We start from the raw sequence: 26590 nt of genomic DNA on the forward strand, positions 1-26590 counted from the left end.
CGGCTACCCTCGATGTATCGGCGCCGACCCTGCAACGGCGTCGCGAGGAGTAGAAATGTTCGAGAGATTCACCGATCGCGCTCGCCGCGTCGTCGTCCTGGCCCAGGAAGAGGCCAAGATGCTCAACCACAACTACATCGGGACGGAGCACATCCTGCTCGGCCTGATCCACGAGGGTGAGGGTGTCGCCGCCAAGGCTCTGGAATCGCTCGGTATCTCGCTGGACGCCGTCCGCGAGCAGGTCCAGGACATCATCGGCCAGGGTCAGCAGCAGCCGACCGGCCACATCCCGTTCACCCCGCGGGCCAAGAAGGTCCTCGAACTCAGCCTGCGCGAGGCCCTCCAGCTCGGCCACAGCTACATCGGCACCGAGCACATCCTGCTCGGGCTCATCCGCGAGGGCGAGGGCGTCGCCGCCCAGGTGCTCGTCAAGCTGGGCGCCGACCTCAACCGCGTGCGCCAGCAGGTCATCCAGCTCCTCTCCGGCTACCAGGGCAAGGAGCAGGTCCAGGTGGGCGGCAACGATCAGGCGACCGCGCAGGCCGGCAGCCAGATCCTCGACCAGTTCGGCCGCAACCTCACGCAGGCCGCGCGCGACAACAAGCTCGACCCGGTGATCGGGCGCGAGAAAGAGATCGAGCGCGTCATGCAGATCCTGTCGCGCCGCTCGAAGAACAACCCCGTGCTGATCGGCGAGCCCGGCGTCGGCAAGACCGCCGTCGTGGAAGGCCTCGCCCAGGCGATCGTGCGCGGCGACGTGCCGGAGACGCTGAAGGACAAGCAGCTCTACACGCTCGACCTCGGTTCGCTCATCGCCGGATCCCGCTACCGCGGCGACTTCGAGGAGCGCCTGAAGAAGGTCACCAAGGAGATCCGCACACGCGGCGACATCATCACCTTCATCGACGAGATCCACACCCTCGTCGGCGCGGGCGCCGCGGAGGGCGCGATCGACGCCGCCAGCATCCTCAAGCCGCTGCTGGCCCGCGGCGAGCTGCAGACTATCGGCGCGACCACGCTCGACGAGTACCGCAAGCACTTCGAGAAGGACGCCGCGCTCGAGCGCCGGTTCCAGCCCATCCAGGTGGCTGAGCCGTCGCTGCCGCACGCGATCAACATCCTCAAGGGGCTGCGCGACCGCTACGAGGCGCACCACAAGGTGTCCATCACCGACGGCGCGATCGTCGCCGCGGCGAACCTCGCCGACCGCTACATCCAGGACCGCTTCCTCCCGGACAAGGCCATCGACCTGATCGACGAGGCCGGCGCCCGCCTGCGCCTGTCGATCCTGTCGGCCCCGCCGGAGCTGCGCGAGTTCGACGACAAGATCGCCGCCGTGCGCTCCCAGAAGGAGGCCGCGATCGAAGACCAGGACTTCGAGAAGGCCGCGTCCCTGCGCGACGAGGAGAAGAACCTCCTCGGCGAGCGGCTGCGCCTCGAGAAGCAGTGGCGCTCGGGCGACGTCAAGACGACGGCCGAGGTCGACGAGGGCCTGATCGCGGAGGTGCTGGCACAGGCCACCGGCATCCCGGTGTTCAAGCTCACCGAAGAGGAGTCGGCCCGCCTGGTCTACATGGAGAAGGCGCTGCACCAGCGCGTCATCGGCCAGGAGGAGGCCATCTCGGCCCTGTCCAAGACGATCCGCCGCACGCGTGCCGGTCTGAAGGACCCGAAGCGTCCCTCCGGCTCGTTCATCTTCGCCGGCCCCACCGGTGTGGGAAAGACGGAGCTGGCCAAGGCGCTCGCGGAGTTCCTGTTCGACGACGAGTCGGCGATGATCTCCCTCGACATGTCGGAGTACGGCGAGAAGCACACGGTCTCCCGGCTGTTCGGCGCCCCTCCCGGGTTCGTCGGCTTCGAGGAGGGCGGCCAGCTCACCGAGAAGGTCCGCCGCAAGCCGTTCAGCGTCGTGCTGTTCGACGAGATCGAGAAGGCGCACCCGGACATCTTCAACTCGCTGCTCCAGATTCTGGAGGAGGGACGTCTGACGGATGGTCAGGGCCGCGTGGTCGACTTCAAGAACACCGTGATCATCATGACCACGAACCTCGGCACGAAGGACATCTCCGGCGGCCCCGTCGGCTTCCAGATCGAGGGCGACCCGACCACCGGCTACGACCGGATGCGCGGCAAGGTCTACGAGGAGCTCAAGAAGAACTTCAAGCCGGAGTTCCTCAACCGCGTGGACGAGATCATCGTGTTCCCGCAGCTGAACAAGGCGGAGCTGCTGCAGATCGTGGATCTGTTCATCAAGCGACTCTCCGACCGGCTGCTCGACCGCGACATGACGATCGAGCTCGCGGTCCCGGCCAAGGAGCGCCTGATCGAGGTCGGCTTCGACCCGACGCTGGGAGCCCGGCCGCTGCGCCGCGCGGTCCAGCACGAGATCGAGGACCGGTTGAGCGAGAAGATCCTCCACGGCGAGCTGAACGCGGGCGACCACGTGCACGTCGACTTCACGGACGGCGACTTCGTGTTCACCACGACCACCCGCAAGGAGTCCGTCAACGCCGGCGTGAACGCCGCCGCCGCGATCGGTACCGGCCCGGCCACCCCGGACCTCGCCGCGAAGGACTGACGCACAGCGTCCCCAGGGCCGGCCTCCGCATTCTGCGGTGGCCGGCCCTTCGCCGTCCCCGCCCGCGCAACTATCGCTTCCTCACTTTCTCCCGCCTTCAGCCGGCGTGTTGCGGGAGGAAGTGAGGAAGAGATGGCTGCCGGGGGTCGGTAGGGTTGTGGGGTGAGTTCTGAGGGTGGCGGGTATGTGATTCGGCGAGCACGGACGGGGGACGTGCCGGGGATCCGGGAGCTCGTGGAGCCGTTGGTGCAGCGACGCATCCTGCTCGGCAAGGAGGCCGTGACCTTCTACGAGTCGGTGCAGGAGTTCCGCGTCGCCGAGACCGCAGACGGCGAGCTGATCGGCTGCGGCGCGCTGCACGTCATGTGGAGCGACCTCGCGGAGGTGCGGACGCTCGCCGTCGCGGATCAGTGGCTCGGCCGCGGCGTCGGCCGCGCCCTGCTCGGCCGGCTGGAGGGCGACGCACGGGAGCTGGGCCTGAGCCGCCTGTTCTGCCTCACCTTCGAGGTCGGGTTCTTCGAGCGCAACGGTTTCGTGGACATGGGCTCGGAGACGGTCGACCCCACGCTCTACGCCGAGCTCGTCCGCTCGCACGACGAGGGTGTCGCCGAGTTCCTGGATCTCGCCCGCGTGAAGCCCAACACCCTGGGAAACACGCGCATGTTGAAGCGTCTCTGAGCGCGCCTGCCCCGGCGTGTCGCGGGTCGGCGCTACCCTTCGGGCATGTCGACGTTCAAGCACCCTGTCGGCCCGCAGCCGAGCGGCGTCTACTGGCGCCGCCGGCTCATCGTCCTCCTCGGCCTCGTCGCGGTCGTGGTGGTCATCGTCCTGATCGTGGTCCGGCCCGGCTCGTCCAGCGGCGAGCCCGCCAGGGCGCCCGTCACGACGAACACCCCGGCGCCCACTGCGGCCGCCGCGACCAGCATCCCGACCTCCAGCGCCAGCGCGAGCGGCCAGCCGTGCAAGCCGGCCGATGTCAAGGTGGAGGCCGTGACGGACGCCTCCGGCTACGGCGCGGGCCAGCTCCCGCAGCTCTCCGTCGCCCTGACCAACACCGGGGCGAACGCGTGCGTGATCGACGCGGGCACCGCCCAGCAGGTGTTCACGATCACCAGCGGCTCCGAGGTGTACTGGAAGTCGACGGATTGCCAGAGCTCGAAGGTCGACGCGCAGGTGCTGCTTCAGCCGGGCAAGACGATCTCGTCGCAGACGCCGATCACCTGGGACCGCACCCGTTCCGACCCGTCGACGTGCCAGGCGCAGCGCGCGCAGGTGCCCGCCGGTGGAGCGTCGTACCACCTGCAGGTGTCGGTCGCGGGCATCACGTCCGCGACGACGAAGCAGTTCTCGCTGAACTGAGTCTATGGTTTCGTCCTCCACAGGTCGGGTGCTGCGGCGACTCCTCCACGAGTTCCGCGATCCTCCGTCGGATGACGGTGGCCGACAGTAGTGTGGAGCGCGACTGAGGAGGTTCCGTGGCAAAAGCCGCTGTGACGTATCGCTGCACCGAGTGCGGCTGGACGACGGTGAAGTGGGCGGGTCGATGCGGCGAATGCCAGGAGTGGGGCACGGTCGCGGAGGCGTCGGCGCCCACGGGCGTGCTGCGTGCGCTGAAGCCGGTCGTCGTCGGCGCGGACCGGGCGGCGCGCGCGATCACCTCGATCGGCACGGAACTGACGGAGCGCCGGCCGAGCGGCATCGGCGAGTTCGACCGGGTGCTGGGCGGCGGCATCGTGCCGGGCGCGGCCATCCTGCTGAGCGGTGAGCCCGGCGTCGGCAAATCGACGCTGCTGCTGGAGGTGGCCTCCCGGGCCGCTCGTGCGGGCGACCCGGTTCTCTACGTGAGCGCCGAGGAGTCGGTGAGCCAGGTGCGGATGCGCGCCGAGCGCACGGGCGCCCTCCACGACCAGCTCTTCCTCGCCTCCGAGACCGACCTGGCCACCATCGTCGGCCAGATCGACGCGGTGAAGCCGTCGCTCGTGATCGTGGACTCCGTCCAGACCGTGTCGAGCGGCTCGATGGAGGGCATCGCCGGAGGTCCGAGCCAGGTGCGCGAGGTCGCCAGCACGCTCATCCGGGTGGCCAAGGAGCGCGATCTCCCCGTGCTGATCGTCGGGCATGTGACCAAGGACGGCTCCATCGCCGGCCCGCGGCTGCTCGAGCACCTGGTGGATGTCGTGTGCCAGTTCGAGGGCGACCGCCAGACCGCGCTGCGGTTCGTGCGCGCGCTGAAGAACCGGTTCGGGCCGACGGACGAGGTCGGCTGCTTCGAGATGGCCGGCGACGGCATCGCCGAGGTGCCGGACCCGAGCGGGCTGTTCCTCAGCCGCACGACGACTCCGGTGTCCGGCACCTGCGTCACCGTGGCGATGGAGGGGAGGCGCCCGCTGCCGGTGGAGGTGCAGGCGCTCGTCGTGGCGACCACCGCGCCCAACCCGCGGCGCGTGACGAACGGTGTGGACTCCTCACGCGTCGCGATGCTGCTCGCCGTGCTGGAGCGGCGGGCAGGCATCCGTCTCGGCGACAAGGACGTGTACGTGTCCACGGTCGGCGGTGTGCGGCTGGCCGAGCCGGGCGCCGACCTGGCCATCGCGCTGGCGGTCGCCTCGGCGGCGACGGACCGGGCCATCCCGCACACGCTTGCCGCGTTCGGGGAGATCAGCCTGGCGGGGGAGATCCGTCCGGTGTCCAGCGGCAAGCAGCGGGCCGCCGAGGCCGCCCGACTCGGGTTCGCGACGCGCATCGACCAGCGCGCCGAGACCGTGCGGGAGGCGCTGCGCGTAGCCTTCACGGCTGCCGCCACCCCACGGGAGCGCGAGCTGGACGCGGCGTTCTAGGACGGCCTCCAGGGCCGCAGCCAGCGGAGGGGATCGGCGCCCGATTCGCTGCAGGACAGCAGCCAGCGGAGGAGATTCCCGCAGGACACGCCGCAGGACTGCTCCGCTGACTGTTCGGAGGCGGCGTGTCGCGCGGAATCTCCTCCCGTCGCGACGCGAGGGTTTTCGCCGCCGGTGCGCCGGGCCACAATGGGCCGCATGGCCAACTTGACGTTCACCCTCCGTTCGGGCCGGCGTGTCGGCGTCACCACGTTGGGCGACCCGGTCGCCGAGCGTGTCATCGTGTTCTGCCATCCCGCACCCGGCTCGTCGGTCTTCGATCCCGACCCGGACGCGTCGGCGAACCGGGGCGTCCACATCGTGTCGCTCGACCGGGCGGGCTACGGCTCCAGCGCCCCCTGGCCGGCCGGCTCCTGGCCGAGCATCGTGGGCGCCGCCGACGACATCGCCGAGTACATCCGCGAGATGAAGCGCTTGGAGGCGCCGATCGGCGTGAACCGTCCGCCGACGATCGGCATCGCCGGCTGGTCGGCCGGCGGCCGGGTGGCCCTCGCGTTCGCCGCGCGGCATCCCGAACTGGTCGACCGCGTCGCGGTGGTGGCGACGCCCGCCCCGAACGAGCACGTGTCGTGGATCCCGCCCGAGCTGCAGAAGCAGTCCGACGAGCTGGGCCGCCTGTCGCCCGACGAAGCGAGGAGCCGGCTGTCGGCCATGCTCGAGGGCCAGGCCGACACGGTGCGGGCCGCCGACCTGGAGAGCGGCGTCCCGCTCGACGCGCTCGGTGTCAGCCCGGTGGACGCCGGGGTGCTCGCCCGCCGCGGCCTGGAGGACCGGCTCGGCCGGATGCTGAAGGACGCGTACCGTCAGGGTCCCGGCGGCGTCGCGGCCGACATCCTCAGCTACACCGCCCGCCCGTGGGGCTTCGACCCGTCAGCGGTGCAGGCGAAGACGCTCATCATCGCCGGCCAGGCCGACCCGATCGCAGGCCACGCCCACGCTGCCTGGTACCAGCGGGCCATCCCGGACTCCCGGATGGAGATGGTGCCCGGGGCCGGCCACCTCGTCATCGCGCCCGCGTGGGAGCGAGTGCTGTCGTTCCTGGCTCCGCACCCGGAGCCGCTGCACGACTCGGGCAACTAGTCGGCCGTCCTCCGCGGGAACTTCGCCGTCGCCTGCTCGATGACCGCGGGCAGGAAGGCGGATGCCCACACGCGGTAACCGCGGTCGTTCGGATGGAACCAGTCGTCCGCGAAGTGGTGAAGCACCCCGCGCCACCCCTCCCGCCGCATAGCCTCGTGCAGCGGGACGACCGTGAGCCCCCGCTCGGCGGCCGCCTCGCGGAGGATGCCGTTCGCGACCGCGACCTTGCGCTCGTTGCGCGGCAGATAGAAGTAGGGGAGGTCGGCCACGATCGCGTCGGGGGGTAGCTCGTCGAACACCCGGCGGATGCCCTCCCGGAACCGCCCGGCGTCGAAGTCGGCGATGTCGTTGGCGCCGATGGACACCGTGACGAGGTCGGGTGCGTGGTCGGCGAGCCGGGGCAGCTGGTCGGCGACGGCCAGGGCGACGGTGGCTCCGGACACGGACAGGTTGACGACCTGGACGCTCCGCCCGGTCGCGGAGCGGATGTGATCGGCGATCACACCGACGTAGCTGTTGCGCGGCGCCGAGGCGCCGAGACCCTGCGCCGCGCTGTCCCCGATCGCGACATAGAGGATCTCACCCTCCGCTTTGGCATGATCGCGCCACCACGCGGAGTGCACAGGCAGCGTCTGGTTGATGCGCTCCTTGCCGGCGGCGATCGACGCGCGCTGCTGTGCGACCCATGCCCGTCCGGCCACCGCGCCCACGGCGACGACGACGGCGCCGCCGAGCCAGACCACCGGCTTCAGAATCCCCATCCCGGCAGCGTATCGCGCGCTCGGGGTGCTTTCCCTGAGCGGCGGACGAGTCCTGCCGACGTCCCCGATTCGCGGTGACCGCGACCATCCAGTAAACTCGTCCGCGGTACCGTGTCCGAGCGGCCGAAGGTGCAACTCTCGAAAAGTTGTGTGGGTGAAAGCCCACCGTGGGTTCAAATCCCACCGGTACCGCCACGAGAAACCCCCGCGATCCCAGTGTTTATAAGGGATCCGGGGGTTTTTGCTTTCTCTATAAGACTGACGGAGGTTGTTGAGAGTCGCGTCTTCCGCTTGGGAGGAAGACTGCATGACATCAACACTCTCCGCCGCGGCCCTACGGGCGATCGAGCGACGGGCGAATCACAAGCTCGCGGTGCTGCGGCACGTCGAGGAGGTCAGCGGTAACATCGCCGCGAGCTGCCGCTACTACGGGGTGAGCCGGCAGGCCTACTACGCGTGGCTGAAGCGCTATGAGGCTGAAGGGTTCGAGGGGCTCAAGGACCGCTCCAACGCGCCGCAGCACTCACCGACCGCGACCGACGCGGAGGTGATCGAGAAGATCCTCTGGCTGCGCCAGTAGACACAACCAAGCCCTCATCGCCCTCGCCCGACGCCGCATCGACGTCCTCGACGCGATGCTCCGCGACGTCACTCTCTACGACCCAGGCTTCGCCGCTTGACAACGACATAAGGACACACAATCGTACGTGGCTCTATGTGATCCAACGAGATTCTATGTACTCTAATCAATCCACTGATCAGCACTTTTCCAAAACAACCTTGACATTTAAGGGCAGTATACGGGTTCAAATCCCACGCGATCCAGAAGGATTGATCTTCACGCAGTCTCGAGTCCCGGAGGAGCCGCACAGACGCCGAGTCGAAACTTTCGCTGCCCCGGTCAGCTCGTGTGCGGCATAGGGCCGGTCGCTCTGGCGATGCCACGCAGTTCGGCGTATGCGTGCCCCTCGAGTGAAAGCGGCTCGTGGGGGCTCACTGCAGTGTAATAGTGCTCAAGGCGGCCGTCCCAGGAGATGACTGCCGGTTTGTGGGTATGGATGGAGTCGATCGACCCGACTGGGCCGATGTCGAGCAGGATCTCTCGCGACTTCTGCCAGGTCCGTAGGTCGCGCGAGGTCGCGTAGCCTTCGCGGGCGTGGCCGTCGGCAGCGAGGCCGAAGTAGAACATGATCCAGAAGTCGCCGTCGCGCAGCACGCACGGGTCGGAGGCGAAGCGCTCGTCGAACGAACCGGGCTCGCCCGTGGAGAGCACCGGGTTGCTGGAGAACCGTTGCCAGTTGGTCAGATCGCGCGACACCGCGAGCCCAGTCTGCTCGGTCCAGGACGGCGGGACGGAGACGGAGCCGAACTCGTCGTGGTCCTTGGCGTTGTAGAAGACGTAGAAGAGGCCGTCGTGCTCGAGCAGCCATGATTTGTAGAGGCCACCCTGCTCCCACGGTCCTCCATCGCGCGGTCGTAGGATGTCGCCCGTCTCCTCCCACGTCTGAAGATCGCGGCTGCGTAGGAATCCGATGGAGCCGGGTCCGGCCTCGTATCCGGCTGCAGGGTAGGCGTGGTAAGTCGAGAGATACCAGCCGTCGAAGGTTCGCAGCGCGCCGGCCGAGAAGAGGTCGTTGTCCCGCACGATGGAGGTCATGGCCGCGTTGAACTCCCGTAGGTCGCTCGCGGGGTCCCGCGGCAGCACAACCTGACCCTCGCCCCACCCGTTCTCGCCCTTCCAGGTCAGGGCGCTCTGGTAGCCGATGCCGTCCCAGCCCACGTAGGTCATGCCCTGCCGGCCGTCCACCGAGAACACGAATGGGCAGTCCACAGCGAGGGCATCGAATGTCCCCGGCCGGTGCGATGGCCGCACTGCGAGCTGGCTCTCTCGAACCGGGGTGGCGATGCGTTCGGCGGCGAATGCGGGGTGGGTCGTCGTCATGGAGGTCACTTTCCCGTGCCGGCGACAAGGCCGGACACGTAGTAGCGCTGGAGGATGATGAACAGCACCACGCACGGCAGCATGGTGACGGTGATCCCGGCTTGGAGGTCGCCCCAGTCGATGGTGTTGAGCGGGCCGTTCTGCGCGTTGAGCAGCGCGATCGGCAAGGTGAAACTCGGGTTGTTGTTGAGGAGCACGAGGGCGGCGAGGAACTCGTTCCACGCGGCAAGGAAGGCGAACAAGGCCACCGTCACGACGCCGGGCGCGACCAGCCGCAGCACGACGCGCGGCAGTGCCGTGAACTTGGTGCAGCCGTCGAGCTCGGCGGCCTCCAGGATCTCCTCCGGCACGCTTTCGAACGAGTTGCGCATCATGTAGACAGCGAACGGCAGCTGGAACGTCGAGTAGATCAGGGCGAGCCCGAAAAGTGAATTGGTGAGGTGCAGCCACGTCATCACCGTGAACAGCGAGACCAGCAGAGCCGGGTAGGGCACCAGCAGCATCCCGACGGTCAGTCCGAACAGCGCCTTCTTACCGGGGAACCGGAAGCGGGCGAACGCGTAGCCGGCGAACACCGCGGCGACGGTTGTGATGACGACGGTCATCAGCGTCACAGCGGTCGAGTTGAGCACGTAGCCGAGCAGCGACGAACCGGAGCTGTCGAGTTTGGCGAAGCTGTCGAGCGAGAAGTGCGACGGCCACCACACCGGAGGCGAGGAGTTGGCCTCCTGCGTCGGCTTGAACGCTCCGATGGAGGTCCACACGATCGGGAACGCGAACAGCGCCGCGAGCACGACGGCGAGGCCGATCCGCAACGGGTTGCGCGAGCGGTCGTCGGTGGCGGAGATGCGGCGGCGGCGGCGCGCCAGGCGGGAGGTCGTGGGCGCGGTGGGCGACGGCCGGTTCGATGTGAGGACGGACATTGCGGTTCAGGCCTTTCCGCGCTGGAGGCGCACCTGCACGAACGAGATCGTCGCCATGATGATGACGACCACGACGGCCACTGCCGCCGCGTATCCGCGCTGCAGGCTCACGAACGCCGCGTTGTAGAGGTAGTAGACGACCGTGACGGTCGAGTTGTCCGGGCCGCCCTTGGTCATGGCGAAGAACTGGTCGAACGCCAGGAACGCGGTCGTCAGGTTGAGGAGGACCACCAGCGACAGCGGTTTCGCGATGAGCGGCAGCGTGATCTTCGTCAGCGTGGTCCAGGGCCGCGCCCCGTCGAGGCGCGCCGCCTCGTAGATCTCCGGCGGGATCGAGTCCATGCCGATGATCAGCACGAGCATCGCGAGGCCGGCGGTCTTCCACACCGTCATCACCACCACGATCGCGAGGGTGCTGCCGGTGTTCGCGAACCAGTCGGAGCCGGCCGGCACGATTCCGAGCGCGGCGCCGATGGCCGGGAGGACCCCGGTGCGCACGTTCGACATCGAGAGCCACAGCAGGCCCGCCGGCGCGAAGCCGATCGTGACCGGTGCGAAGAGCAGCGCCCGCACCGCCGTGCGGCCCCTGAACCGGGGCCGCACGAGCAGCGCGAGACCGAGGGACACGGCCAGGCCGAGCACCGAGGTCACCATCGTGTACAGCACGGTGAACAGCGCCGCTTGGCCGAACTTCGGGTCGCTGAGCACATGGCTGTAATTGTCGATTCCGGCGGGAGCCGGCGTGCCGAACGTCGGCCACTGGTAGAACGACATGACGAGAGTGAGTCCGAACGGCAGCAGGAAGAACAGCGCGATGAGCACGGCGCTCGGTGCGGCGAGCAGCCAGCCCAGGGTCCCCTCCCCTCGGGCGATCGCGCTCCTGCGGGTCGTGCGGCGGCCCGCCGCCCGGAGGGCGGGTGCGGTCGCGACGGCGTCGGCCATGGTCGATGTCCCTTCGGTCACGCGGGGAGCGCTACTTGGTGATGGCGTCGGCGGCCTTCTGGGCCGTCGCGGTCGCCTGCTCGGGTGAGACCCCGTTGAATACCGCGGACTGGAACATCTCCAGCCAGGGGCCCTGGGCGCTGGCGATCACGTCGTTGTAGTGGGTCGAGACGTAGGTCTGGCCCTTCTTGATGAGCTCGGCCGGAACCTGGAACTGGGCGCCCAGGCTGCTCGGCACGGCCACGTCGGTGCGGGGGAGAGCGCGGGCAATTTGAGGTAGACGTCGGAGGCGGTCGACTTGGAGGTCAGCCAGTCGATGAAGTCCCAGGCCTCGTCCTTGTGCGATGACTGCGCCGAGATCGCGGCGGCATCGCCGCCCGAGAAGGTCGCGGTCTGCCCGTCCTCCGGGCCCGGGATCGGAGCAAGACCGAACTGGAACGACGGGCTCTTGCCGAGCGTGGCGGTGTTGACGCCGTTGCCGCCGCTGAAGTTGATGCCGACCTTGCCGGAGGCGAAGACCGAGAAGAAGCCGTCGCCGGTGTCGGTCTTCGATGACGCAGGGATGTCACCGTTGGCGTAGAGGGTGTGCATGAAGGCGAGCGCTTTTCTGGTGGCGTCGTTCTGGAAGTCGAACGAGCCGTTCTTCTTCACGACATCCTGGCCTTGCGCCCAGATGGTGGGAGTGAAGTCGTAGGCGAGCGAGCCGGGCGCGTCGCCGGAGATGTAGGCGCCGTGGATGCCGTCGCCGAGTTTCGTGATCGCGTCGGCGGCCTTGATGATGCCGTCCCAGGTCGTCGGCGGCTTGTTCGGGTCGAGGCCGGCCTTCGTGAACAGGTCCTTGTTGTAGAGGTATAGGGAGGTGTCGGTCACGTAAGGGACGCCGTAGACCTTGCCGTCCTTAGTGGCGGCCTGCTCGTGGGCGGGCGCGAGATGACCGTAGGCACCCGACTTCTTGAGGAGGCCGGTGAGGTCGAGCGCCGAGCCGTTCGCGACGATCTGCGGCATGAACACCAGGTCGGCGGCGAGGATGTCAGGCAACGAGCCCGACTGCGACGCCTGCGCGTACTTGGTGACGTACTGGTCGGCGGGCACGTGCGTGATGGCGACCTGGTTCTTGTGTGTCGCGTTGTACTTCTTGACCACCGCATCGGTGACCGCCTCATTGCCGGGGCGGACCCAGAGGGTGAGCTTGGCGCCGTCGTCCTTGGCCGTCACATCGGCGGATCCGATGCCGGCGGAGGTTCCTCCGCTGCAGCCCGCGAGGGCGATGGCGACGGATGCCGTGGCCACCAGGGCCAGAGCCTTGACCGTGCTCTTCATTACCTCAACTCCATTGTCGTCAGGTGCGGCGGTGATGCCGCTTCGGGGGTTCGGGAATGCCAGTATGGCAAAGTTTGCGGAAAAGAGCAAAAGTTTTTTGTGTGGAAGAAAACTTTCCGTTCTGCTAGTGTCGGCGTGTGGAAAACAACGTGACTTCGGCCGCCCGTCGCATCACTGCGACCGAGGTTGCCGAGCGCGCCGGGGTCTCCATCAGCACTGTCTCCAAGGCGCTCTCGGGCCGAGGTGCGGTGCGGCACGACACCCGGCAGCGCATCCTCGAGGCAGCTGCAGAGCTCGGCTATCGGGCACCGCACACCGAGGCCGTGCCCGCCGCGTTCTTCAACGGGCCGACCGGCGCCGTCGGAGTGATCATCGAGGATCAGTTCGGCCGCCTCACCGTGCCCGTGCTTCAGGGCGTGATCGAGCTCTTCGCCGAACGCGACACGGCCCTGCTGCTCGTCGACGGCCGCGGCGACCCGATTCGGGAGGCCCACTACGTCGAGTCGTTCGTCCGGCGCGGCGTAGACGGCATCCTCGTCGTCGGTGCGGGCGTGTACCCGCGCGAGCCCCTGCGCGGGGTGTCCGGGGTGCCCGTCGTCTACGCGCTCTCGTGGTCGACGGCGGGGGAGGACGTGTCCGTTTCAGTCGATGACGCCGAGGGTGCCCGCATGGCCGCGCGGCACCTGGTCTCGACCGGACGCACGCGGCTGGCGTTCATCTCCGGGCCGCAGCGCGACACCGCCTCCATCATCCGCCTGGCCAGCACGGAGGCCGTGCTCGCCGAGGCGGGCGCTGAGCTGGTGCACGAGCCGCTCTTCGGCCAATGGTCGGAGCGCTGGGGGCGCCAGGCCGTCGGTCAGCTGCTGCGCTCAGGCGCGGAGTTCGACGGTATCGTCTGCGGCAGCGACCAGATCGGCCGCGGCGTGCTCGAAGCGCTACGGGAGGCCGACGTGCGCGTGCCGCACCAGGTCGCGGTCACCGGCTTCGACAACTGGGACGTCATGGTGGAGGCCAGCCGGCCTCCGCTGACGACCGTCGACATGAGCCTCAACGACGTGGGCAGCCGGGCCGCGCAGGCCATTCTCGACGCCGTCGAGCGGCCCATCCCCGCCGGTGTCGAGCGCGTCGCCTGCCAACTCGTCCCGCGGGAGTCCACCGCGCTCGACTGAGCCGCACACAGAGGACGACGAAGGGCCGGGCCGCACGATGTGCGACCCGGCCCATCGATCTCACTGCTACTTGCCGAAGACCTGGATCTCGGCGAACTGCATCTTGTAGGCGCCAGAGTCCTGGCGGAGGTTGGTGCCCGTCACCCGGACGTAACGCGCACTGCGCGGCGTCAGCGTGAAGGTCTGTCCTGCCGCCGTCTTCGGCTGCGGGTACCCGGTCTGAGTCGTGCCCGGTGTCCAGGTGAGGCCGTCGGTCGACGTCTCGATCGTGAAGTCGATCGGGAAGCACGTCCCCGGATCCTTCAGGTCGTAGTCGCGCTGGTCCAGCTCCACAGAATTGACGGTCTGCGCCGACCCGAGGTCGATCGTGACCGCCTCCGTGTGGTTCTCCGTGGTGTCGGCGTTGCTCGACCAGCCCCAGGTGTTGTCAGCGCTGAATGCGTCGCCGTCGGTCACCTTGGCGAGACCCCAGTTGGCGTCCTCCTGGCTGGAGGTCGCCGTCGCGGTCTTTCCCAGTGCGAGGTCGGTCGGCACGGTGTTCGCCCAGACGTAGCCCTCGGAGCTGCCACCGCCGAGCGTGACCGTGTGGTGCGAGCCTCCGGTCACATCGTACGAGTACCGCACGACGCCCATCGTGTCCGCGGTCGAGCTGGCGGTGACGTCGCCGTCCCGCACCGTGTAGGTCTTCCCCGGCGTCTGTCCCGACCACTGCAGGGTGACCTGCTGCGGGTTGGAGGTTTTGTAGTCGACAACCTGCGTCAGCTCGTCGCGGTAGATGACCGTCAGTGCGTCCGTCGCGTGGATGGTGCGGGTGACCGTCGTGCCGTTCATCGACGCCGGAATGTTCGGCGCGATAGTGACGCCTCCCGCTGTCGGCTGGATGCCGAGTACGTCGGAGAACAGGCCGGTGGCGCCGTTTGCGTTGGACGGGAACCACGCTTCGCCGGTGTGCGGGTTGAGCTGCCAGTCGAGGAAGCTGTACCCGTTGAAGCCGTCCTTCGTGTAGCGGGCCAGTGTGTTGTTCAGGTAGGTGAGTGACTGCGAGCGCTCGCCGACCAGGGCCGCTGCGCGCATGTACTCCTCGGTCATCAGCGGGTAGATCACCCCGTCCTCCAGCCCGGTCTGGAAGTGGTCGCCCGTCCAGTCCTCGACGTTCGCCTTCATCGGGATGAAGTTCTGCGGGATCATCGCGAGGTGGTTCTTCGCGACCAGGGTGTCCATCCCGCCGAGGATCTGCTGGGCGCGGGGGAGGTCCACCAGGCCGTAGATGATCGCCTGCAGGTTGAGCTGGGTGTGGTAAGTCGCGCCCTGGGTGGTGCCATCCGGGCAGCGCCAGTAGTCGAACATGCCGGTGGTCGGGTTCCAGAGGCCGCCATCGGTGTTGTTCTTGTTGAAAGCGGCCTTGAGCTGTGCTGCGGTCTGCGCGTACGAGTCGGCCTTGGCGGTGTCGTGGAAGACGTCGCGCTCGAGGCCCGCCCACTGGTTCAGCGCGCCGTACATCAGCTCATTGATGTAGCCGCTCTCGTACTTGACGTAATAGGCGTCGTTCCACTCGCGCTCGCCGTGCAGCTTGGTGCAGTCGAGGGTGTCGTTGTGGAACAGCCCGTCGGCCGACGCGTACTGGTTGGTGAGCATGTAGCCGAGCGCCGCCTCCACCGAGCCGCGCATGCTGGTCAGCCACGCGGTGTCGCCGCCGTACTGGTACATGTCCGAAACGGCCAGAGCGTACGACGGGTCGGCGTCGAACAGCTGATTCGCGGTCCAGGTGTAGTCGCGATGGAACGACCGGCCCTTCATGTGACCGTTCGACTGCTGCGCGTCGTCCTTGAAGAACGTGAGCAGGTTCTGCTGCGATGCCGTGGTCGCCGGGTCGTAGAGGCCGAGAACCGTGCGGTCGGCATAGACCATGTCGTACGGACCGACGCCGGGGTAGCGCAGGCCGACGGTCGACATCCCGAAGCCCTTGTCGATGATCCCGGAGCGGCCGAACTCGTTGATGAGCGAGGAGAGCGCCGCAGTGTCCTGCACTCCGTTGACCGTGCCGCCGAGTCCGGCGTACGCGGCGTAGTCGGCGCCCGAGAACCGGTAGGACACCGTGTCCTGCTGGTCCTGCGCGATCGCGACCGGGGAGTAGATCACCGCGTCGGTGAGGTTGGAGGAGTGGCCGCCGTAGACCAGCCCTGAGGCGGGGGTGCCCGCGGTGTACGACCAGGTGGAGCCGGACTGCAGCTGAGTCTCCTGGTAGGTGTTGCCGTCGCCGGTGTAGGAGAACTCGGTGGCGACCGAGCGTGGGCTGGTGGTGGTCACCGCGAGACCCTGCTGCCGGTTGTTGGAGAGGAACACGAACTGCCCCTCCTCGACCCCGTAGCGGTCCTTGGGCGTGGAGAGGAAGAACTTGTTCGTGCCCGTGTACGCGTTGCCGATCGGCAGGTCGCCGCCGTCCTCTGGCCTGCGGATGTCGTCCCACACCCGGGCCCAGCCGGTCTCCAGTTGCCCGTTGTGGCGAATCTTCGTGTTCGTCGTCTCCAGCCAGTGGTAGCTGCGCGTCGAGTTAAGGTCGATGCCGTCAGGTCCGAGACCGAAAGTCCACCGCTCGTCGATCGATACGTCGGCATTGGCCAGAGTGAAGGCGACGGAGGTCTTGTTCCCGGTGATGGTCACCACCGCGTCGGTGCCCGCGCTCCGGCTGTCGAGGGTGGACCCGTCGACGTCGAGTTGCGCGGTGCTGTAGAGCCCGGCGTTCAGGAGTTCCGTGCCGCCCTCCTTGAGTGAGGTGACGCGCGCCCCTCCTGCATAGGAGAGGACCATGCTCAGGTCGCCGTCGGTCAGGGTGACCGTTTTGGCGGTGTCATCCTTCGTGACATGAATGCCGCCCGCGCCCACCCCGGACGGTGCGATGCCGGGAGCGGCGAGCGCGGTGCCCGCGCCGATGATGGCCGTCGCGGCGGTGAGCGCGGTCACGGCCGCGATTCCCGCCGCCGCCCGTGCCCGACCCCGTCGGCCCGCTCTGCTCGATCGGCCCGGGTCGACGCTCGCGCGCCGCCGCCGATCCTCGGTGTTCCGCCTCATCGCTGACTCCGGTTTCTGCCCGGCACTGACGTCCTCCACCGATGGAGGCTCCTCCCTCGTCGGAGGATAGCGGCCGGGTCGAGAAACACTATGGCAAGTCAAGGAAATAGTTGTCAAAGACTTTCCGTTTATTTCCTGTGGCCATCGCGTTTCTTCCGTTGCGCAAAGGTCATACGTGTGATGTAATGACTTCGCGCCACTCGGCGCTAGTCGTCAAAGTCGTCGACCCGAAATGAGGACCACGGTGGTCACTTCCGCTTCACAGACGCCGCGTCGCGTCTCCCGCCTTTTCGCCGCGGGCGTCGCCGCAGCTGCGCTCGTCACCGGTCTCACCGCTTGCACAGGCGGCGCCACCGGCTCCAGCTCCACCTACGGGTTTCCCGAAGCCCCGCAGAGCAAGAACGCGACCCTGACCGTCTGGGTGGATGCCACCCGGGCGCCCGCGGTCGCCGCCTTCGAGAAGGCGAACCCGGACGTCAAGGTCAAGATGGTGACCTACGACGGCTCGGCGAACGGGTCGAACTCGTTCAAGACCAAGATTCAGCTGTTCGACCGCGCCGGCAGCGGCTGGCCGGACATCGTGTGGAGCACGCAGGACTACGACTCCGCATGGGCATCGCAAAAGAGCGCGGGCAAGCAGGCGTTCGCCGCCCAGCTCGACAGCGGGCTCATCCCGGCCTCCACACTCAAGGGCTTCGCGGCAGGCGCGCTCGACCCCTGCACGGTCGGCGGCAAGGTGTACTGCCTCCGCAACGACCTGGCTCAGAACGTGCTCTGGTACGACAAGTCGTTGCTCGACCAGTTCGGCTACTCGGTTCCCACCACGTGGCAGGAGTACCAGGCGCTCGGCGAGAAGGTGGCCAAGGAGCACCCCGGATACATCGTCGGCACGCAGGGCGATCCGTGGACCCCCGAGATCTACATGTGGGCCAGTAAATGCCAGGCCAACGACGTGACCGGAGCAACGACGGTGAGCGTCAACACCACGAGCACCGAGTGCAAGCGCGCGGCCACCATGCTCGACACGCTCCGCGCCGACGGCTCGGTGCCGAACGTGAGCGTCTTCACCCCCGGTTTCTTGAAGCAGTACACCGGCAAGGTGCTCATGATGCCGGGGCCGTCGTGGTACGCCGGCGCGATTTTCCAGAGCTCGTCGTCGCTCAATGTCCCCGCCGGTCACCTCGGCGTGGCGGCCCCGCCCGCCTGGGGCAGCGAGAAGGCGGTCACCGGCGATGTCGGCGGAGGAACGTGGTTCATCTCGAGCCACTCTGCGAATCTGTCGGCGGCCTCGAAGTTCCTCCAGTTCGTGACCACCGCTGACGGATACCAGGTCGACTTGGCTCCCGGATACCCCGCCTACAGCGCGGCCGCGAAGAAGTGGGTCGCCAAGCAGGCGGACAGCAAGTACTACGCCACCTCGCTCGACCCCGTGGTCTCGGCGGCGAACCAGATCTGGTCCGGCTGGGGATCGGCGCAGTTCAGCCAGGAGGCGATCTGGGCCAAGACCATCACGCCGGAGGTCACGAGCGGCAAGAACATCGCTGACCTTCTCCCCGAATGGGAGACCGCCATCAAGAACCAGGCCCAGGTCGACGGTTACACGGTGAAATGACTGTGATCACCGCCCCAGCAGATGCCACGGTCGTGGCCGACTCGGACGCACCGAGTCGGCCACGGGCCGCGGCCGGCCGCCGGCGGCCGAGCACCCGGTCCGGCATCGGCTATCTGTTCGTATCGGGCTACGCCGTGCTCATGCTCGCCTTCGGGGTGCTCCCCGCTCTGTATGCGCTCGTCCTGGCTTTCACGAACTCGAGTGGAGGCTTCGCCGGGTTCGCGAACTTCGCGAAGGTGATCGGCGACTACCGCTTCCTCCCGGCGGTGGGCCATGTGGCGCTCTACCTCGCGGTCTGGCTGATCTCGCTGGTCGTCCTCGTGGTCGTGCTCGCCCTGGTGATCCACGCCATCAAGGTGCGCTGGATGACTACCACCTTCCGCTTCGTGTTCTACCTGCCGGGCGCACTTGCCGGCGCCTCGAGCGTGCTGCTGTGGTTGTTCGTGCTCGACCCCTCGTCGAGCCCGGTCTCACCGCTGCTGCACCTGTTCGGGTTCTCGACGTTCGTCCAGGTCATCCAGCCCGGGCACCTGCCGGTGATCTTCGCGATCATCGCGTTCTGGACCGGAGCGGGCGGCTGGATCGTCATCATGTTCGGAGCCCTCAACAACGTCAGCGACGAGGTGATCGAGGCCGCACGGATCGACGGCGCGAATGCGGCCCAGATCGCTCTCAGCATCCAGCTGCCGCTGCTGCGCAAATGGATCGCCTACATGGCGATCATGTCGCTGGCGGCAGGAACTCAGCTGTTCGTCGAACCGCAGCTGCTGTCGCAGGCGAGCAACGCCGTCGTCGGCAACGACTACTCGCTGAACCAGCTCGCGTACATCTACGCGTTCACGCAGAACGATTTCAACGGCTCCGCAGCGATCTCGATCCTGCTGCTCATCGTCGCACTGGCGCTGTCCGCGGTCTTCGTCACCCGCGGCGGACTGTTCGAGAAGGACTGATCATGACCACCCTCAGAGCCACACGGCCACGGCGCGCGTCCGCCCCCGTCCGCGCCAGAGGACTCGCCGGCTGGAGTGGGCGCGCCATCGTCGGAGTCGTCCTGATCGTCTTCCTGCTGTTCTTCGCCATCCCGATCGTCTGGCTCCTCCTCGCCGCGGGGAAGAACGCGCACGCGCTGCTCGTGGACAACGCCTTCTCCTTCGGGACGATCCAGGACGCGGTGGCCAACTGGAACCAGCTGTTCGGCTTCCAAGGCGGCGCCATCGTCGGCTGGATCGGCAACTCGGGCCTGTACTCGGTCTCGGCGGTGCTCATCACGCTGGTCGTCAGCATCCCCGCCGGCTACGCGCTCGCGCTCACCGAGTTCCGTTTGCGGCGCTCGCTGCTGGTGGTGACCCTCGTGGTGATGCTGATCCCCAACACCGCGCTGGTGCTGCCCGAGTTCCTCGAGTTGAACGTCGTCGGGCTGATCGGCAGCCCGCTCTCGGTGATCCTCCCGATGTCGTTCTTCCCGTTCGGTGTCTACCTGACCTACATCTACTTCTCCACGAGCATCCCACGCGACCTCCTCGCCGCGGCGCGCATCGACGGCTGCTCCGAGATCTCGGTGTTCACCCGGATCGCGTTGCCGCTGGCCGCGCCCGTCGTCGCGCTGGTCGCCTTCTTCAGCTTCGTGCAGAACTGGAACAACTTCTTCCTCCCGTTCGTGATGCTGCCCTCCAGCAGCGGCTACCCCGTCCAGGTCGGGCTCACCACCCTGCTGGCCTCCACCCCCGCGTTCAATCCGAGCGCCGCCGGATCGGAGTCGGTGCAACTGCCCACTCTGGCGCTGGCGACCATCATCTCCGTCCTGCCCGTACTGATCGTGTTCCTGTTCTCGCAGCGATTCCTGGTCTCCGGCATGACGGCAGGAGGGACCAAAGAATGAAGATTACCGGCTACCGCAGCCTGACCACGCGCCACGACTGGGGCCGGCTCGTCGGCGACGTCAACGGCCACACCGACGACCACCACACCGACGTCCCCGTGCTCATCCTCGAGACCGATGAGGGCCTTGAAGGGATCGGGCTCGGTTCGCACGCCGACATCGACCGGGTGTTCCCGGCCGTCGAAGGCGAGGATCCACGCGCCGTCACCGCACTCTACGACCGCATGATCGCCCGCGTCTTCAAGGCCGGCCACGGAGGTTCGGTGTTCGGAGCGATCGGCGCCCTCGACATGGCCCTCTGGGATCTCAAGGCCAAGATGGCCGACGAGCCGCTCTGGCGCACGCTCGGCGCGCGCGATCGGTTCGTCCCGGCGTACGCATCCGGGCTGGACATCGCCCTCGACGACGACCAGCTCGCCGCCCTCTACGCCGACTTCGCCGACCACGGCTTCACCGCGGGCAAGCTCAAAGGCGGACGCGACGTCGACCACGACCTCCGACGCCTGCTGATCGTCCGCGAACAGCTGATCGGCAACTCCAACCGGCCGGCGCTCATGTTCGACGCCAACGAGTCCTGGAACCGCTCGCAGGCCGCGCGCTTCGTCGGCGAGCTCGAGCGGACCATCGACCTCACCTGGATCGAGGAGCCGGTGCGCCGCTGGGATGCGGCCGGGCTCGCCTCCGTCCGCCGTTCGGTGCGGGCGGCTGTCGCCACGGGTGAGAACCTGACCGGCCTGGAGCAGTTCAGGCCGCTCCTCGACGCCGACGCGGTCGACATCCTCCAGCCCGCCGGCGTCTGGGGGATCACGCACTTCCTGCGGGTCGCCACCGTCGCCCACGGGCGGGACCTGCCGGTGAGCCCGGTCGGGTACAACGGCAACCCCACCGCTCACGCGGCCGCAGCGGTGCCCAACCACCTCGCCACGGAAGTGCAGGACCTGACATTCCCCATCGGGCTCGACATCGACCAGCGGATCGAGGAAGGCGGGATCGTCCTCGGCGACCGGCCGGGCCTCGGCATCGAGGTCGACGAGGAGCGCATCGGCGCGCTGACGGCGGACCACGGCTGGGCCGCCGAAGGCGGCCCCCATGTGCGTCCCTCCCGAGCCGGGCTCCGCCTCATCCCCGACGACGCCCAGGCCGCGCCATCCCGCTCCCGGGTGGGCACCGGCCTCCCGTCGCCCGCATGACCACCATCATTGGAAGGAAACCCATGACCATCGACGCCACACCGACCGAGACCCCGACCACCATCGACTTCAGCGTCCCTGCCCAGGTTGCCAAGGCTATCCAGTACACGAACGTCAACCCGGAGCTCACCAAGGCCGGCGTCATCGTCCACCTGGAGACCTGCGCCGCATACCGCTTCGACGCCGCGATGATCGCACCCGTGTGGGTCTCGCTGGCGAAGGATGTGCTGGCCGGCACAGGGGTACGCGTCGCCTCCACGCTCAACTTCCCCATGGCCAACGACACACTCGAGATGAAGCTGGCCGCCCTGACGGCGCTGGCGAAGACCGGGGTGGACGAGTTCGACTTCCCGCCGAACCCGGGCTACCTGATCGGCGGTCAGGAGCGGGAGTACGCGGACGAGATCGAGCAGATCGTGGCGCTGGCCCACAGCGAGGGCATTCTCGTCAAGGTCATGCTCGAGTTCGGTTTCCTCGACGTGGCGCAGAAGGTGACAGCCACGAGGCTCTCGTACGAGGCCGGCGTCGACTGGGTCAAGCAGTCCAGCGGTTGGGGTAAGGGCGGCTACGCGGCGACCGTCGAGGACGTGCGGCTCCTGAAGGCCAACATCCAGCCTCCCTGCCGGGTCAAGGTCTCGGGCAAGGTCAACACCATCGAGAAGATGCAGGTGCTCTTCCAGGCGGGTGCGGAACTCGTCGGCACCAGCTCCGGTCCCGCCATCGTCGACGGGCTGACGGGCGACGCCGATGCGTACTGAGCCCGCGTCGCCACGTGTGACGGTGCTCGGCTCGTACGCGAAGGCCATCGTCATCACCGCCGACCGGATACCCCTCGCCGGAGAGACCGTTCTCGGACGGGATTATCGCCAGGAGTTCGGCGGGAAGGGCTCCGACATGGCGGTGCAGGCCGCCCGGCTGGGTGCGCGGACCACGTTCGTCGGCGTGGTCGGCACCGACGCGCTCGGGGCCGAGTTCCTCGAGCTGATGCGTGACGAGGGAGTAGACACGACCGCCGTGCGGACCACGAGCGAGCGCTCCACCGGTGTCGGCCTGATCGTCAAAGACGAGGAGGGCCGCAACGTGATCGTCGTCGACCTCGGCGCCAACGAGCTGTTCTCGCCCGACGACGTCGTCGCAGCCGGTGGACGGGTCACCGACGCTGCGGTCGTCCTCGCGCCGCTGGAGATCCCCCTTCCGACAGCGCTTCACGGTCTGAGCCGCGCCCACGCTGCAGGGGCCGTCACCATCCTCAACCCGGCTCCCGCCGCACGGCTGACCGGACCTCTGGAGGGCATCGACGTGCTGACCCCGAACCAGACCGAGGCCCGCGTCCTCGTGGGCCGCGATCCACATACCGATGTCGACAACGCCGTCATCGCCGACGAACTGCGAGCGCTCGGCGTGGAGAATGTCGTCATCACGCGGGGCGAGGAGGGAGTCGACGTGTTCACGCCGGACGGATACCTGCACGTGCTCGCTCACGTCGTCGATGTCGTCGACTCCAACGGCGCAGGCGACAGCTTCAGCGCGGCGCTCGCCGTCGGGCTCGCGGAAGGCCGGACGCTTCCGGAGGCGGTGGTCTTCGCGAACGCGGCGGCCGCACTCTGCTGCGAGAGGTGGGAGACCGTTCCTTCCTACCGCGATCGGGCGGCAGTGGAGGCGCTGCTCGCGTCGACGGCGGTGACGGCATGAGGCGCGGCGCTCTCCTGCACCCCGGGCTGGCGAGCGCGTTCGCGACACTCGGCCACACCGACCTCGTCGTCGTGACCGATGCCGGCTTCCCGATTCCCGCGACCGCGAACCGTATCGACCTCGGCATCACCGACGGTCTGGTGGATGTGCGCGACCTGCTGCGGCTCGTGCTGCGATTCGTCGATATCGAACGAGCGGAGTTCGCCCCCGAGCTGAAGAGCCACCATCCGACCCTCTACGCGGAGGTGCAGTCCATCTTCACGGGGTCGGGCGCCGAATTCTCACCGGCCGATCACGAGACGCTCATCTCCGACCACGTGCAGAGAGCGAAGGTGGTCATCCGCTCCGGCTCGTTCGAGCCGTGGGCCAACTTCGCGCTCACGGCCTCCACACAGGCTTTCGACTGGTTCGACAGCGACGAGGTCGAGATCCTCCCCGCCTACGTCGAGCGTCGCGCGCGCATCCGCGACCGCGTGGTTCCGGAGCTGCCGTGAGCGAGAGGCATGCGCTGGTGGTCGGCGTCAAACCGGAACGGCGGGAGGAGTATCTCGAGTTGCATCGCGCTGTGTGGCCCGAGGTCGAGGCGACCTTGCGGGAGTGCAACGTCACGAACTACACGATCTTCGCCTTCGGGGAGATTCTCTTCGCGTATTACGAGTACGCGGGGGACGACCACGAGGCGGATATGGCACGCATCGGTGAGGACCCGGTCACCCGGGAGTGGTGGACCAGGACCGACCCGTGTCAGGTGCGCATCGCGGACGAACGCGAGCCCGGGGCGCTCTGGCAGCCGATCGACGAGCTCTGGCATCTCTCGTGAGCGCGACGATCGACGGCCACGTGCATCTGTGGGAGCGCGCACGCCACCCTCAGGACTGGATCGACCCGGCCACGATGAGCCGGATCGACCGTGACTTCGGTGTCGCCGAATTGCGAGCGATGCTGGCGCTGACCGACGTGGACACCGCGGTCCTCGTCCAGTCGGTCAACAGCTTCGACGAGACGGTGGACCTGCTCGCCCTGGCGGACGATCCGGCGGTCTCGGGAGTGGTGGGCTGGGTCGACCTGACGGGCGACGTGGCGGAGCAGGTCGCGGTGCTGCGCGCCGGAGCCGGCGGCGACGCTCTGTGCGGCATCCGCCATCTGGCGCACGTGGAGCGCGACGCCGCGTGGCTGCTGAGCGACGACGTCGCGCGTGGCCTGGACGCGCTGGCCGCTGACGGCCTGGTGTTCGACCTGATCCTTCGCGACTATCAGCTGCCGCTCGCTCACTCGATCGTGCGGGCGCACCCCGAGCTGGGCTTCGTGCTCGACCACCTCGGTAACCCTCCGCTCGGCGACGATCTGACGGTGTGGCGGCGCAATCTGACCGCGCTCGCCGGCGAGCCCAACGTGTCCGCGAAGCTGTCGGGGCTGGTGACGGCTGTAGGTCGCCATCCTTGGCCTGCCCTAGAACTCGCACGTGCCGTGGAGGTAGGGCTGGAGGCGTTCGGTCCGAAACGGCTTCTCTACGGCTCGGACTACCCTGTGGTCGAGCTCGCCGCAGGCGCAGAAGACTGGGAGTCGACGCTGCGCCGGACCCTGGCGTCGCTCTCGTCGCAGGAGCAGGATGCGATCTTCGGTGGGACCGCTGCCGCCGTCTACCGTGCACCGGTGACCGCATGAGCGCGCCCACACGTCGACGGGTCGGCGCCGCCGGCGTCGAGGTCGGCGGCCTCGGCTTCGGCGGCGCGAGTCTCGGCAACCTGTATCGCGAGACGACCGATGCGGAGGCGGCCGGCGCGGTTCAGCGCGCCTGGGACCGCGGCATCCGGTACTTCGACACCGCCCCGCATTATGGGCTGGGGTTGTCGGAACGACGCCTGGGCGCGACACTGAGCGGCCTGCCTCGCGAGGAATACGTGCTCTCGACGAAAGTCGGTCGCCTTCTCGTCCCGAATCCAGCACCCACCGCTCGCGACACGGAGGGGTTCGCCGTGCCCGGCGACCTCGTGCGCCGGTGGGATTTCAGCAGAGAGGGCATCCTCGCCTCCCTCGACGCCAGCCTGGCCCGGCTCGGCACCGACAGGATCGACATCGTCTACGCGCACGACCCCGACCAGTGCTCGCCGAAATCCGCTCGAGAAGCCCTCGAAACCCTCCGGGACCTGCAGCGCCAGGGAGTGGTCGGCGCGGTCGGCGTCGGCACGAACTCGGTGGAGGGCCTGAAGGAGCTGATCGACGACGGCCTGCTCGACGTCATCATGCTCGCCGGCCGTTACTCGCTCCTCGAGCAGGGAGCGTTGGACACCGTTCTCGAGCCTGCCGCCCGGGCGGGAGTCTCCGTGGTCGCCGTCGGGGTGTTCAACTCGGGGCTGCTGTCCACGAGCCGTCCCCGGGCCGGCGACAAGTACGACTACGGCGATGCGCCGCAGGAGCTCATCGACCGGGCCCGGCGTCTCGCGGCGATCTGCCGGGCATACGGCGTGGAACTGCCTGCGGCGGCGATGGCGTTCCCGCTGCTGCATCCCGCCGTCGTCAACGTGACCGTGGGACTGCGCACCGCCGAGCAGGTCGATCAGAACGCCGACAGCTTCGCCGCGCACGTGCCCGACGCCATGTGGTCCGACCTCGTCGCCGAGGGCCTGCTCGACGCCTCGGCCGTCCCGATCGAGTTCAACCGGAAGGAATCATGAAGTATCTGCATCACCGCACCGACGCGGGGGTCGTCCCCGCGCTCCTTGTGGACGACCGCGTCTTCGACATCAGCGCCCGCACACCGGCGATCACCGGCGAGTTCCTGGCCGATGCCGATCACGCGGCACTCCTCGACGAGGCGCGTTCCGGCGCGCTCCCCGGTGTACCGTTCGCGGACGTCCGGTTGGAGCCTCCGATCGCGCCGCCGAGCAAGATCGTGTGCATCGGTCTGAACTACCGCGATCACGCGGAGGAGACGGGAGCGGCGATCCCGGCTGAACCCGTCGTGTTCATGAAGGACCCCGGAACGATCGTCGCGGCCGACTCGGTCGTGCTGATTCCTCGAGCCTCGGTCAAGACCGACTGGGAGGTCGAGCTCGGCGTCGTCATCGGCAGGACTGCACGGTACCTCGACTCGCCGGCCGACGCGAAGTCGGTGATCGCCGGATACGTGCTCTCGCACGACGTGTCGGAGCGCGAGTTCCAGATCGAACGTGGCGGGCAGTGGGACAAGGGCAAGAGCTGCGAGACCTTCAACCCGCTGGGCCCGTTCGTCGTGACCGCCGACGAGATCCCGGACCCGCAGGCGCTGGGCCTGCGGTTGTGGGTCAACGGCGCCCAGCGGCAGAACGGCTCCACCGCCGACATGATCTTCGACGTGGAGCACGTCGTCTGGTACCTCAGCCAGTTCATGGTGCTGCGACCGGGGGACCTGATCAACACCGGAACGCCGGCCGGCGTCGCGCTCGGCCTGCCCGGCAACCCGTATCTCCGGGCGGGCGACACCGTCACCCTCGAGATCGACGGACTCGGGCGTGCCACCCAACACCTGGCCGACGCATGAGCACGTACCCTGGAAG

At 68.1% G+C, this 26590-nt stretch carries 24 protein-coding genes and 1 tRNA gene; 19 read left to right on the forward strand and 6 right to left on the reverse strand.

Annotated features, from left to right (window positions below; all coding sequences use genetic code 11):
* Positions 1-55 precede the first annotated feature (55 nt).
* The 5 genes from ACRAWC_RS15960 (at position 56) to ACRAWC_RS15980 (ending at position 6555) form a co-directional block, all read left to right on the forward strand.
* Positions 56-2578 (forward strand): ATP-dependent Clp protease ATP-binding subunit, encoded by a 2523-nt coding sequence (locus ACRAWC_RS15960; protein WP_431348604.1) that lies wholly within the window; start codon positions 56-58, stop codon positions 2576-2578.
* A 162-nt stretch (positions 2579-2740) separates the two neighbouring features.
* On the forward strand, positions 2741-3256 hold the full coding sequence (locus tag ACRAWC_RS15965; RefSeq protein ID WP_431348605.1) for an amino-acid N-acetyltransferase: 516 nt from the start codon (positions 2741-2743) through the stop codon (positions 3254-3256).
* Between the two features lie 45 nt (positions 3257-3301).
* Positions 3302-3937 (forward strand): hypothetical protein, encoded by a 636-nt coding sequence (locus tag ACRAWC_RS15970; protein WP_431348606.1) that lies wholly within the window; start codon positions 3302-3304, stop codon positions 3935-3937.
* 116 nt (positions 3938-4053) lie between these two features.
* A complete protein-coding gene (gene radA / locus ACRAWC_RS15975; protein ID WP_431348607.1) occupies positions 4054-5415 on the forward strand; it encodes a DNA repair protein RadA in 1362 nt (453 codons plus the stop codon).
* Between the two features lie 198 nt (positions 5416-5613).
* Positions 5614-6555: an alpha/beta fold hydrolase gene (locus ACRAWC_RS15980; protein ID WP_431348608.1), complete on the forward strand. Its 942-nt coding sequence runs from the start codon at positions 5614-5616 to the stop codon at positions 6553-6555.
* Here ACRAWC_RS15980 and ACRAWC_RS15985 read toward each other — a convergent pair.
* Positions 6552-7316 carry an SGNH/GDSL hydrolase family protein gene (locus tag ACRAWC_RS15985; RefSeq protein WP_431348609.1) on the reverse strand — a complete coding sequence of 255 codons (765 nt, stop codon included), beginning with the start codon at positions 7314-7316 and terminating at the stop codon, positions 6552-6554. The two genes, ACRAWC_RS15980 and ACRAWC_RS15985, sit on opposite strands and share 4 nt — an antisense overlap.
* Before the next feature lie 105 nt (positions 7317-7421).
* Here ACRAWC_RS15985 and ACRAWC_RS15990 point away from each other — a divergent pair.
* Positions 7422-7511: transfer RNA gene (locus ACRAWC_RS15990), tRNA-Ser, on the forward strand.
* Positions 7512-7623: 112 nt separating this feature from the next.
* Positions 7624-7896 (forward strand): helix-turn-helix domain-containing protein, encoded by a 273-nt coding sequence (locus tag ACRAWC_RS15995; RefSeq protein ID WP_431348610.1) that lies wholly within the window; start codon positions 7624-7626, stop codon positions 7894-7896.
* Positions 7897-8217: 321 nt separating this feature from the next.
* On the opposite strand, the gene ACRAWC_RS16000 is transcribed toward ACRAWC_RS15995, so the two are convergent.
* The 4 genes from ACRAWC_RS16000 to ACRAWC_RS16015 form a co-directional block, all read right to left on the reverse strand.
* On the reverse strand, positions 8218-9258 hold the full coding sequence (locus ACRAWC_RS16000; protein WP_431348611.1) for a hypothetical protein: 1041 nt from the start codon (positions 9256-9258) through the stop codon (positions 8218-8220).
* Positions 9259-9263: 5 nt separating this feature from the next.
* Complete coding sequence (locus tag ACRAWC_RS16005; RefSeq protein WP_431348612.1) at positions 9264-10181, reverse strand: carbohydrate ABC transporter permease; 918 nt, start codon at positions 10179-10181, stop codon at positions 9264-9266.
* Between the two features lie 6 nt (positions 10182-10187).
* Positions 10188-11144 carry a carbohydrate ABC transporter permease gene (locus ACRAWC_RS16010; RefSeq protein ID WP_431348613.1) on the reverse strand — a complete coding sequence of 319 codons (957 nt, stop codon included), beginning with the start codon at positions 11142-11144 and terminating at the stop codon, positions 10188-10190.
* 126 nt (positions 11145-11270) lie between these two features.
* The gene (locus tag ACRAWC_RS16015; protein WP_431348614.1) at positions 11271-12443 is read right to left on the reverse strand and encodes an ABC transporter substrate-binding protein; all 1173 of its coding nucleotides are present in this window, start codon (positions 12441-12443) and stop codon (positions 11271-11273) included.
* Between the two features lie 137 nt (positions 12444-12580).
* On the opposite strand from ACRAWC_RS16015, the gene ACRAWC_RS16020 reads away from it, so the two are divergent.
* Positions 12581-13612 carry a LacI family DNA-binding transcriptional regulator gene (locus ACRAWC_RS16020; protein ID WP_431348615.1) on the forward strand — a complete coding sequence of 344 codons (1032 nt, stop codon included), beginning with the start codon at positions 12581-12583 and terminating at the stop codon, positions 13610-13612.
* 66 nt (positions 13613-13678) lie between these two features.
* Here the strand turns inward: ACRAWC_RS16020 and ACRAWC_RS16025 are convergent, their stop codons facing one another.
* Positions 13679-16573: a discoidin domain-containing protein gene (locus ACRAWC_RS16025; RefSeq protein ID WP_431348616.1), complete on the reverse strand. Its 2895-nt coding sequence runs from the start codon at positions 16571-16573 to the stop codon at positions 13679-13681.
* A 352-nt stretch (positions 16574-16925) separates the two neighbouring features.
* Between ACRAWC_RS16025 and ACRAWC_RS16030 the strand changes: the two genes are divergently transcribed.
* From ACRAWC_RS16030 to ACRAWC_RS16080, 11 genes are read left to right on the forward strand one after another with little or no spacing between them, the layout of a single operon-like run.
* Entirely contained in the window at positions 16926-18293 is a 1368-nt protein-coding gene (locus ACRAWC_RS16030) for an ABC transporter substrate-binding protein (protein ID WP_431348617.1), read from the forward strand.
* Positions 18290-19243 (forward strand): carbohydrate ABC transporter permease, encoded by a 954-nt coding sequence (locus ACRAWC_RS16035; RefSeq protein WP_431348618.1) that lies wholly within the window; start codon positions 18290-18292, stop codon positions 19241-19243. The genes ACRAWC_RS16030 and ACRAWC_RS16035 overlap by 4 nt, the downstream gene beginning before the upstream one ends.
* Before the next feature lie 2 nt (positions 19244-19245).
* Positions 19246-20172 (forward strand): carbohydrate ABC transporter permease, encoded by a 927-nt coding sequence (locus tag ACRAWC_RS16040; protein WP_431348619.1) that lies wholly within the window; start codon positions 19246-19248, stop codon positions 20170-20172.
* Positions 20169-21362, forward strand: coding sequence for a mandelate racemase/muconate lactonizing enzyme family protein (locus tag ACRAWC_RS16045; protein ID WP_431348620.1), 1194 nt, complete (start codon positions 20169-20171; stop codon positions 21360-21362). Before ACRAWC_RS16040 ends, ACRAWC_RS16045 begins: the two co-directional genes overlap by 4 nt.
* Positions 21363-21385: 23 nt before the next feature.
* The gene (gene deoC, locus ACRAWC_RS16050) at positions 21386-22120 is read left to right on the forward strand and encodes a deoxyribose-phosphate aldolase (protein ID WP_431348621.1); all 735 of its coding nucleotides are present in this window, start codon (positions 21386-21388) and stop codon (positions 22118-22120) included.
* Positions 22110-23054, forward strand: a complete 945-nt coding sequence (locus tag ACRAWC_RS16055) for a ribokinase (protein ID WP_431348622.1) — start codon at positions 22110-22112, stop codon at positions 23052-23054. Before deoC ends, ACRAWC_RS16055 begins: the two co-directional genes overlap by 11 nt.
* Positions 23051-23548, forward strand: a complete 498-nt coding sequence (locus ACRAWC_RS16060; protein WP_431348623.1) for an RbsD/FucU domain-containing protein — start codon at positions 23051-23053, stop codon at positions 23546-23548. The genes ACRAWC_RS16055 and ACRAWC_RS16060 overlap by 4 nt, the downstream gene beginning before the upstream one ends.
* Positions 23545-23874 (forward strand): L-rhamnose mutarotase, encoded by a 330-nt coding sequence (locus ACRAWC_RS16065; RefSeq protein ID WP_431348624.1) that lies wholly within the window; start codon positions 23545-23547, stop codon positions 23872-23874. The genes ACRAWC_RS16060 and ACRAWC_RS16065 overlap by 4 nt, the downstream gene beginning before the upstream one ends.
* Complete coding sequence (locus ACRAWC_RS16070; protein WP_431348625.1) at positions 23871-24719, forward strand: amidohydrolase family protein; 849 nt, start codon at positions 23871-23873, stop codon at positions 24717-24719. Before ACRAWC_RS16065 ends, ACRAWC_RS16070 begins: the two co-directional genes overlap by 4 nt.
* Positions 24716-25729: an aldo/keto reductase gene (locus ACRAWC_RS16075; RefSeq protein WP_431348626.1), complete on the forward strand. Its 1014-nt coding sequence runs from the start codon at positions 24716-24718 to the stop codon at positions 25727-25729. The genes ACRAWC_RS16070 and ACRAWC_RS16075 overlap by 4 nt, the downstream gene beginning before the upstream one ends.
* The gene (locus ACRAWC_RS16080) at positions 25726-26574 is read left to right on the forward strand and encodes a fumarylacetoacetate hydrolase family protein (RefSeq protein WP_431348627.1); all 849 of its coding nucleotides are present in this window, start codon (positions 25726-25728) and stop codon (positions 26572-26574) included. Before ACRAWC_RS16075 ends, ACRAWC_RS16080 begins: the two co-directional genes overlap by 4 nt.
* Positions 26575-26590: the final 16 nt, after the last annotated feature.

This window comes from Leifsonia sp. L25, assembly GCF_050632895.1.

What these genes read in the sequence shown, in the direction of transcription:
- ACRAWC_RS16060 (WP_431348623.1), top strand. Translation starts at nt 23,051, where the DNA reads ATGAGGCGCGGCGCTCTCCTGCACCCCGGGCTGGCGAGCGCGTTCGCG.
- ACRAWC_RS16035 (WP_431348618.1), top strand. Translation starts at nt 18,290, where the DNA reads ATGACTGTGATCACCGCCCCAGCAGATGCCACGGTCGTGGCCGACTCG.
- ACRAWC_RS15995 (WP_431348610.1), top strand. Translation starts at nt 7,624, where the DNA reads ATGACATCAACACTCTCCGCCGCGGCCCTACGGGCGATCGAGCGACGG.
- ACRAWC_RS15985 (WP_431348609.1), bottom strand. Translation starts at nt 7,316, where the DNA reads ATGGGGATTCTGAAGCCGGTGGTCTGGCTCGGCGGCGCCGTCGTCGTC.
- ACRAWC_RS16015 (WP_431348614.1), bottom strand. Translation starts at nt 12,443, where the DNA reads ATGAAGAGCACGGTCAAGGCTCTGGCCCTGGTGGCCACGGCATCCGTC.
- ACRAWC_RS16075 (WP_431348626.1), top strand. Translation starts at nt 24,716, where the DNA reads ATGAGCGCGCCCACACGTCGACGGGTCGGCGCCGCCGGCGTCGAGGTC.
- ACRAWC_RS16000 (WP_431348611.1), bottom strand. Translation starts at nt 9,258, where the DNA reads ATGACGACGACCCACCCCGCATTCGCCGCCGAACGCATCGCCACCCCG.
- deoC (WP_431348621.1), top strand. Translation starts at nt 21,386, where the DNA reads ATGACCATCGACGCCACACCGACCGAGACCCCGACCACCATCGACTTC.
- ACRAWC_RS16055 (WP_431348622.1), top strand. Translation starts at nt 22,110, where the DNA reads ATGCGTACTGAGCCCGCGTCGCCACGTGTGACGGTGCTCGGCTCGTAC.
- ACRAWC_RS15980 (WP_431348608.1), top strand. Translation starts at nt 5,614, where the DNA reads ATGGCCAACTTGACGTTCACCCTCCGTTCGGGCCGGCGTGTCGGCGTC.
- ACRAWC_RS16040 (WP_431348619.1), top strand. Translation starts at nt 19,246, where the DNA reads ATGACCACCCTCAGAGCCACACGGCCACGGCGCGCGTCCGCCCCCGTC.
- ACRAWC_RS16005 (WP_431348612.1), bottom strand. Translation starts at nt 10,181, where the DNA reads ATGTCCGTCCTCACATCGAACCGGCCGTCGCCCACCGCGCCCACGACC.
- ACRAWC_RS15960 (WP_431348604.1), top strand. Translation starts at nt 56, where the DNA reads ATGTTCGAGAGATTCACCGATCGCGCTCGCCGCGTCGTCGTCCTGGCC.
- ACRAWC_RS15970 (WP_431348606.1), top strand. Translation starts at nt 3,302, where the DNA reads ATGTCGACGTTCAAGCACCCTGTCGGCCCGCAGCCGAGCGGCGTCTAC.
- ACRAWC_RS16080 (WP_431348627.1), top strand. Translation starts at nt 25,726, where the DNA reads ATGAAGTATCTGCATCACCGCACCGACGCGGGGGTCGTCCCCGCGCTC.
- ACRAWC_RS16045 (WP_431348620.1), top strand. Translation starts at nt 20,169, where the DNA reads ATGAAGATTACCGGCTACCGCAGCCTGACCACGCGCCACGACTGGGGC.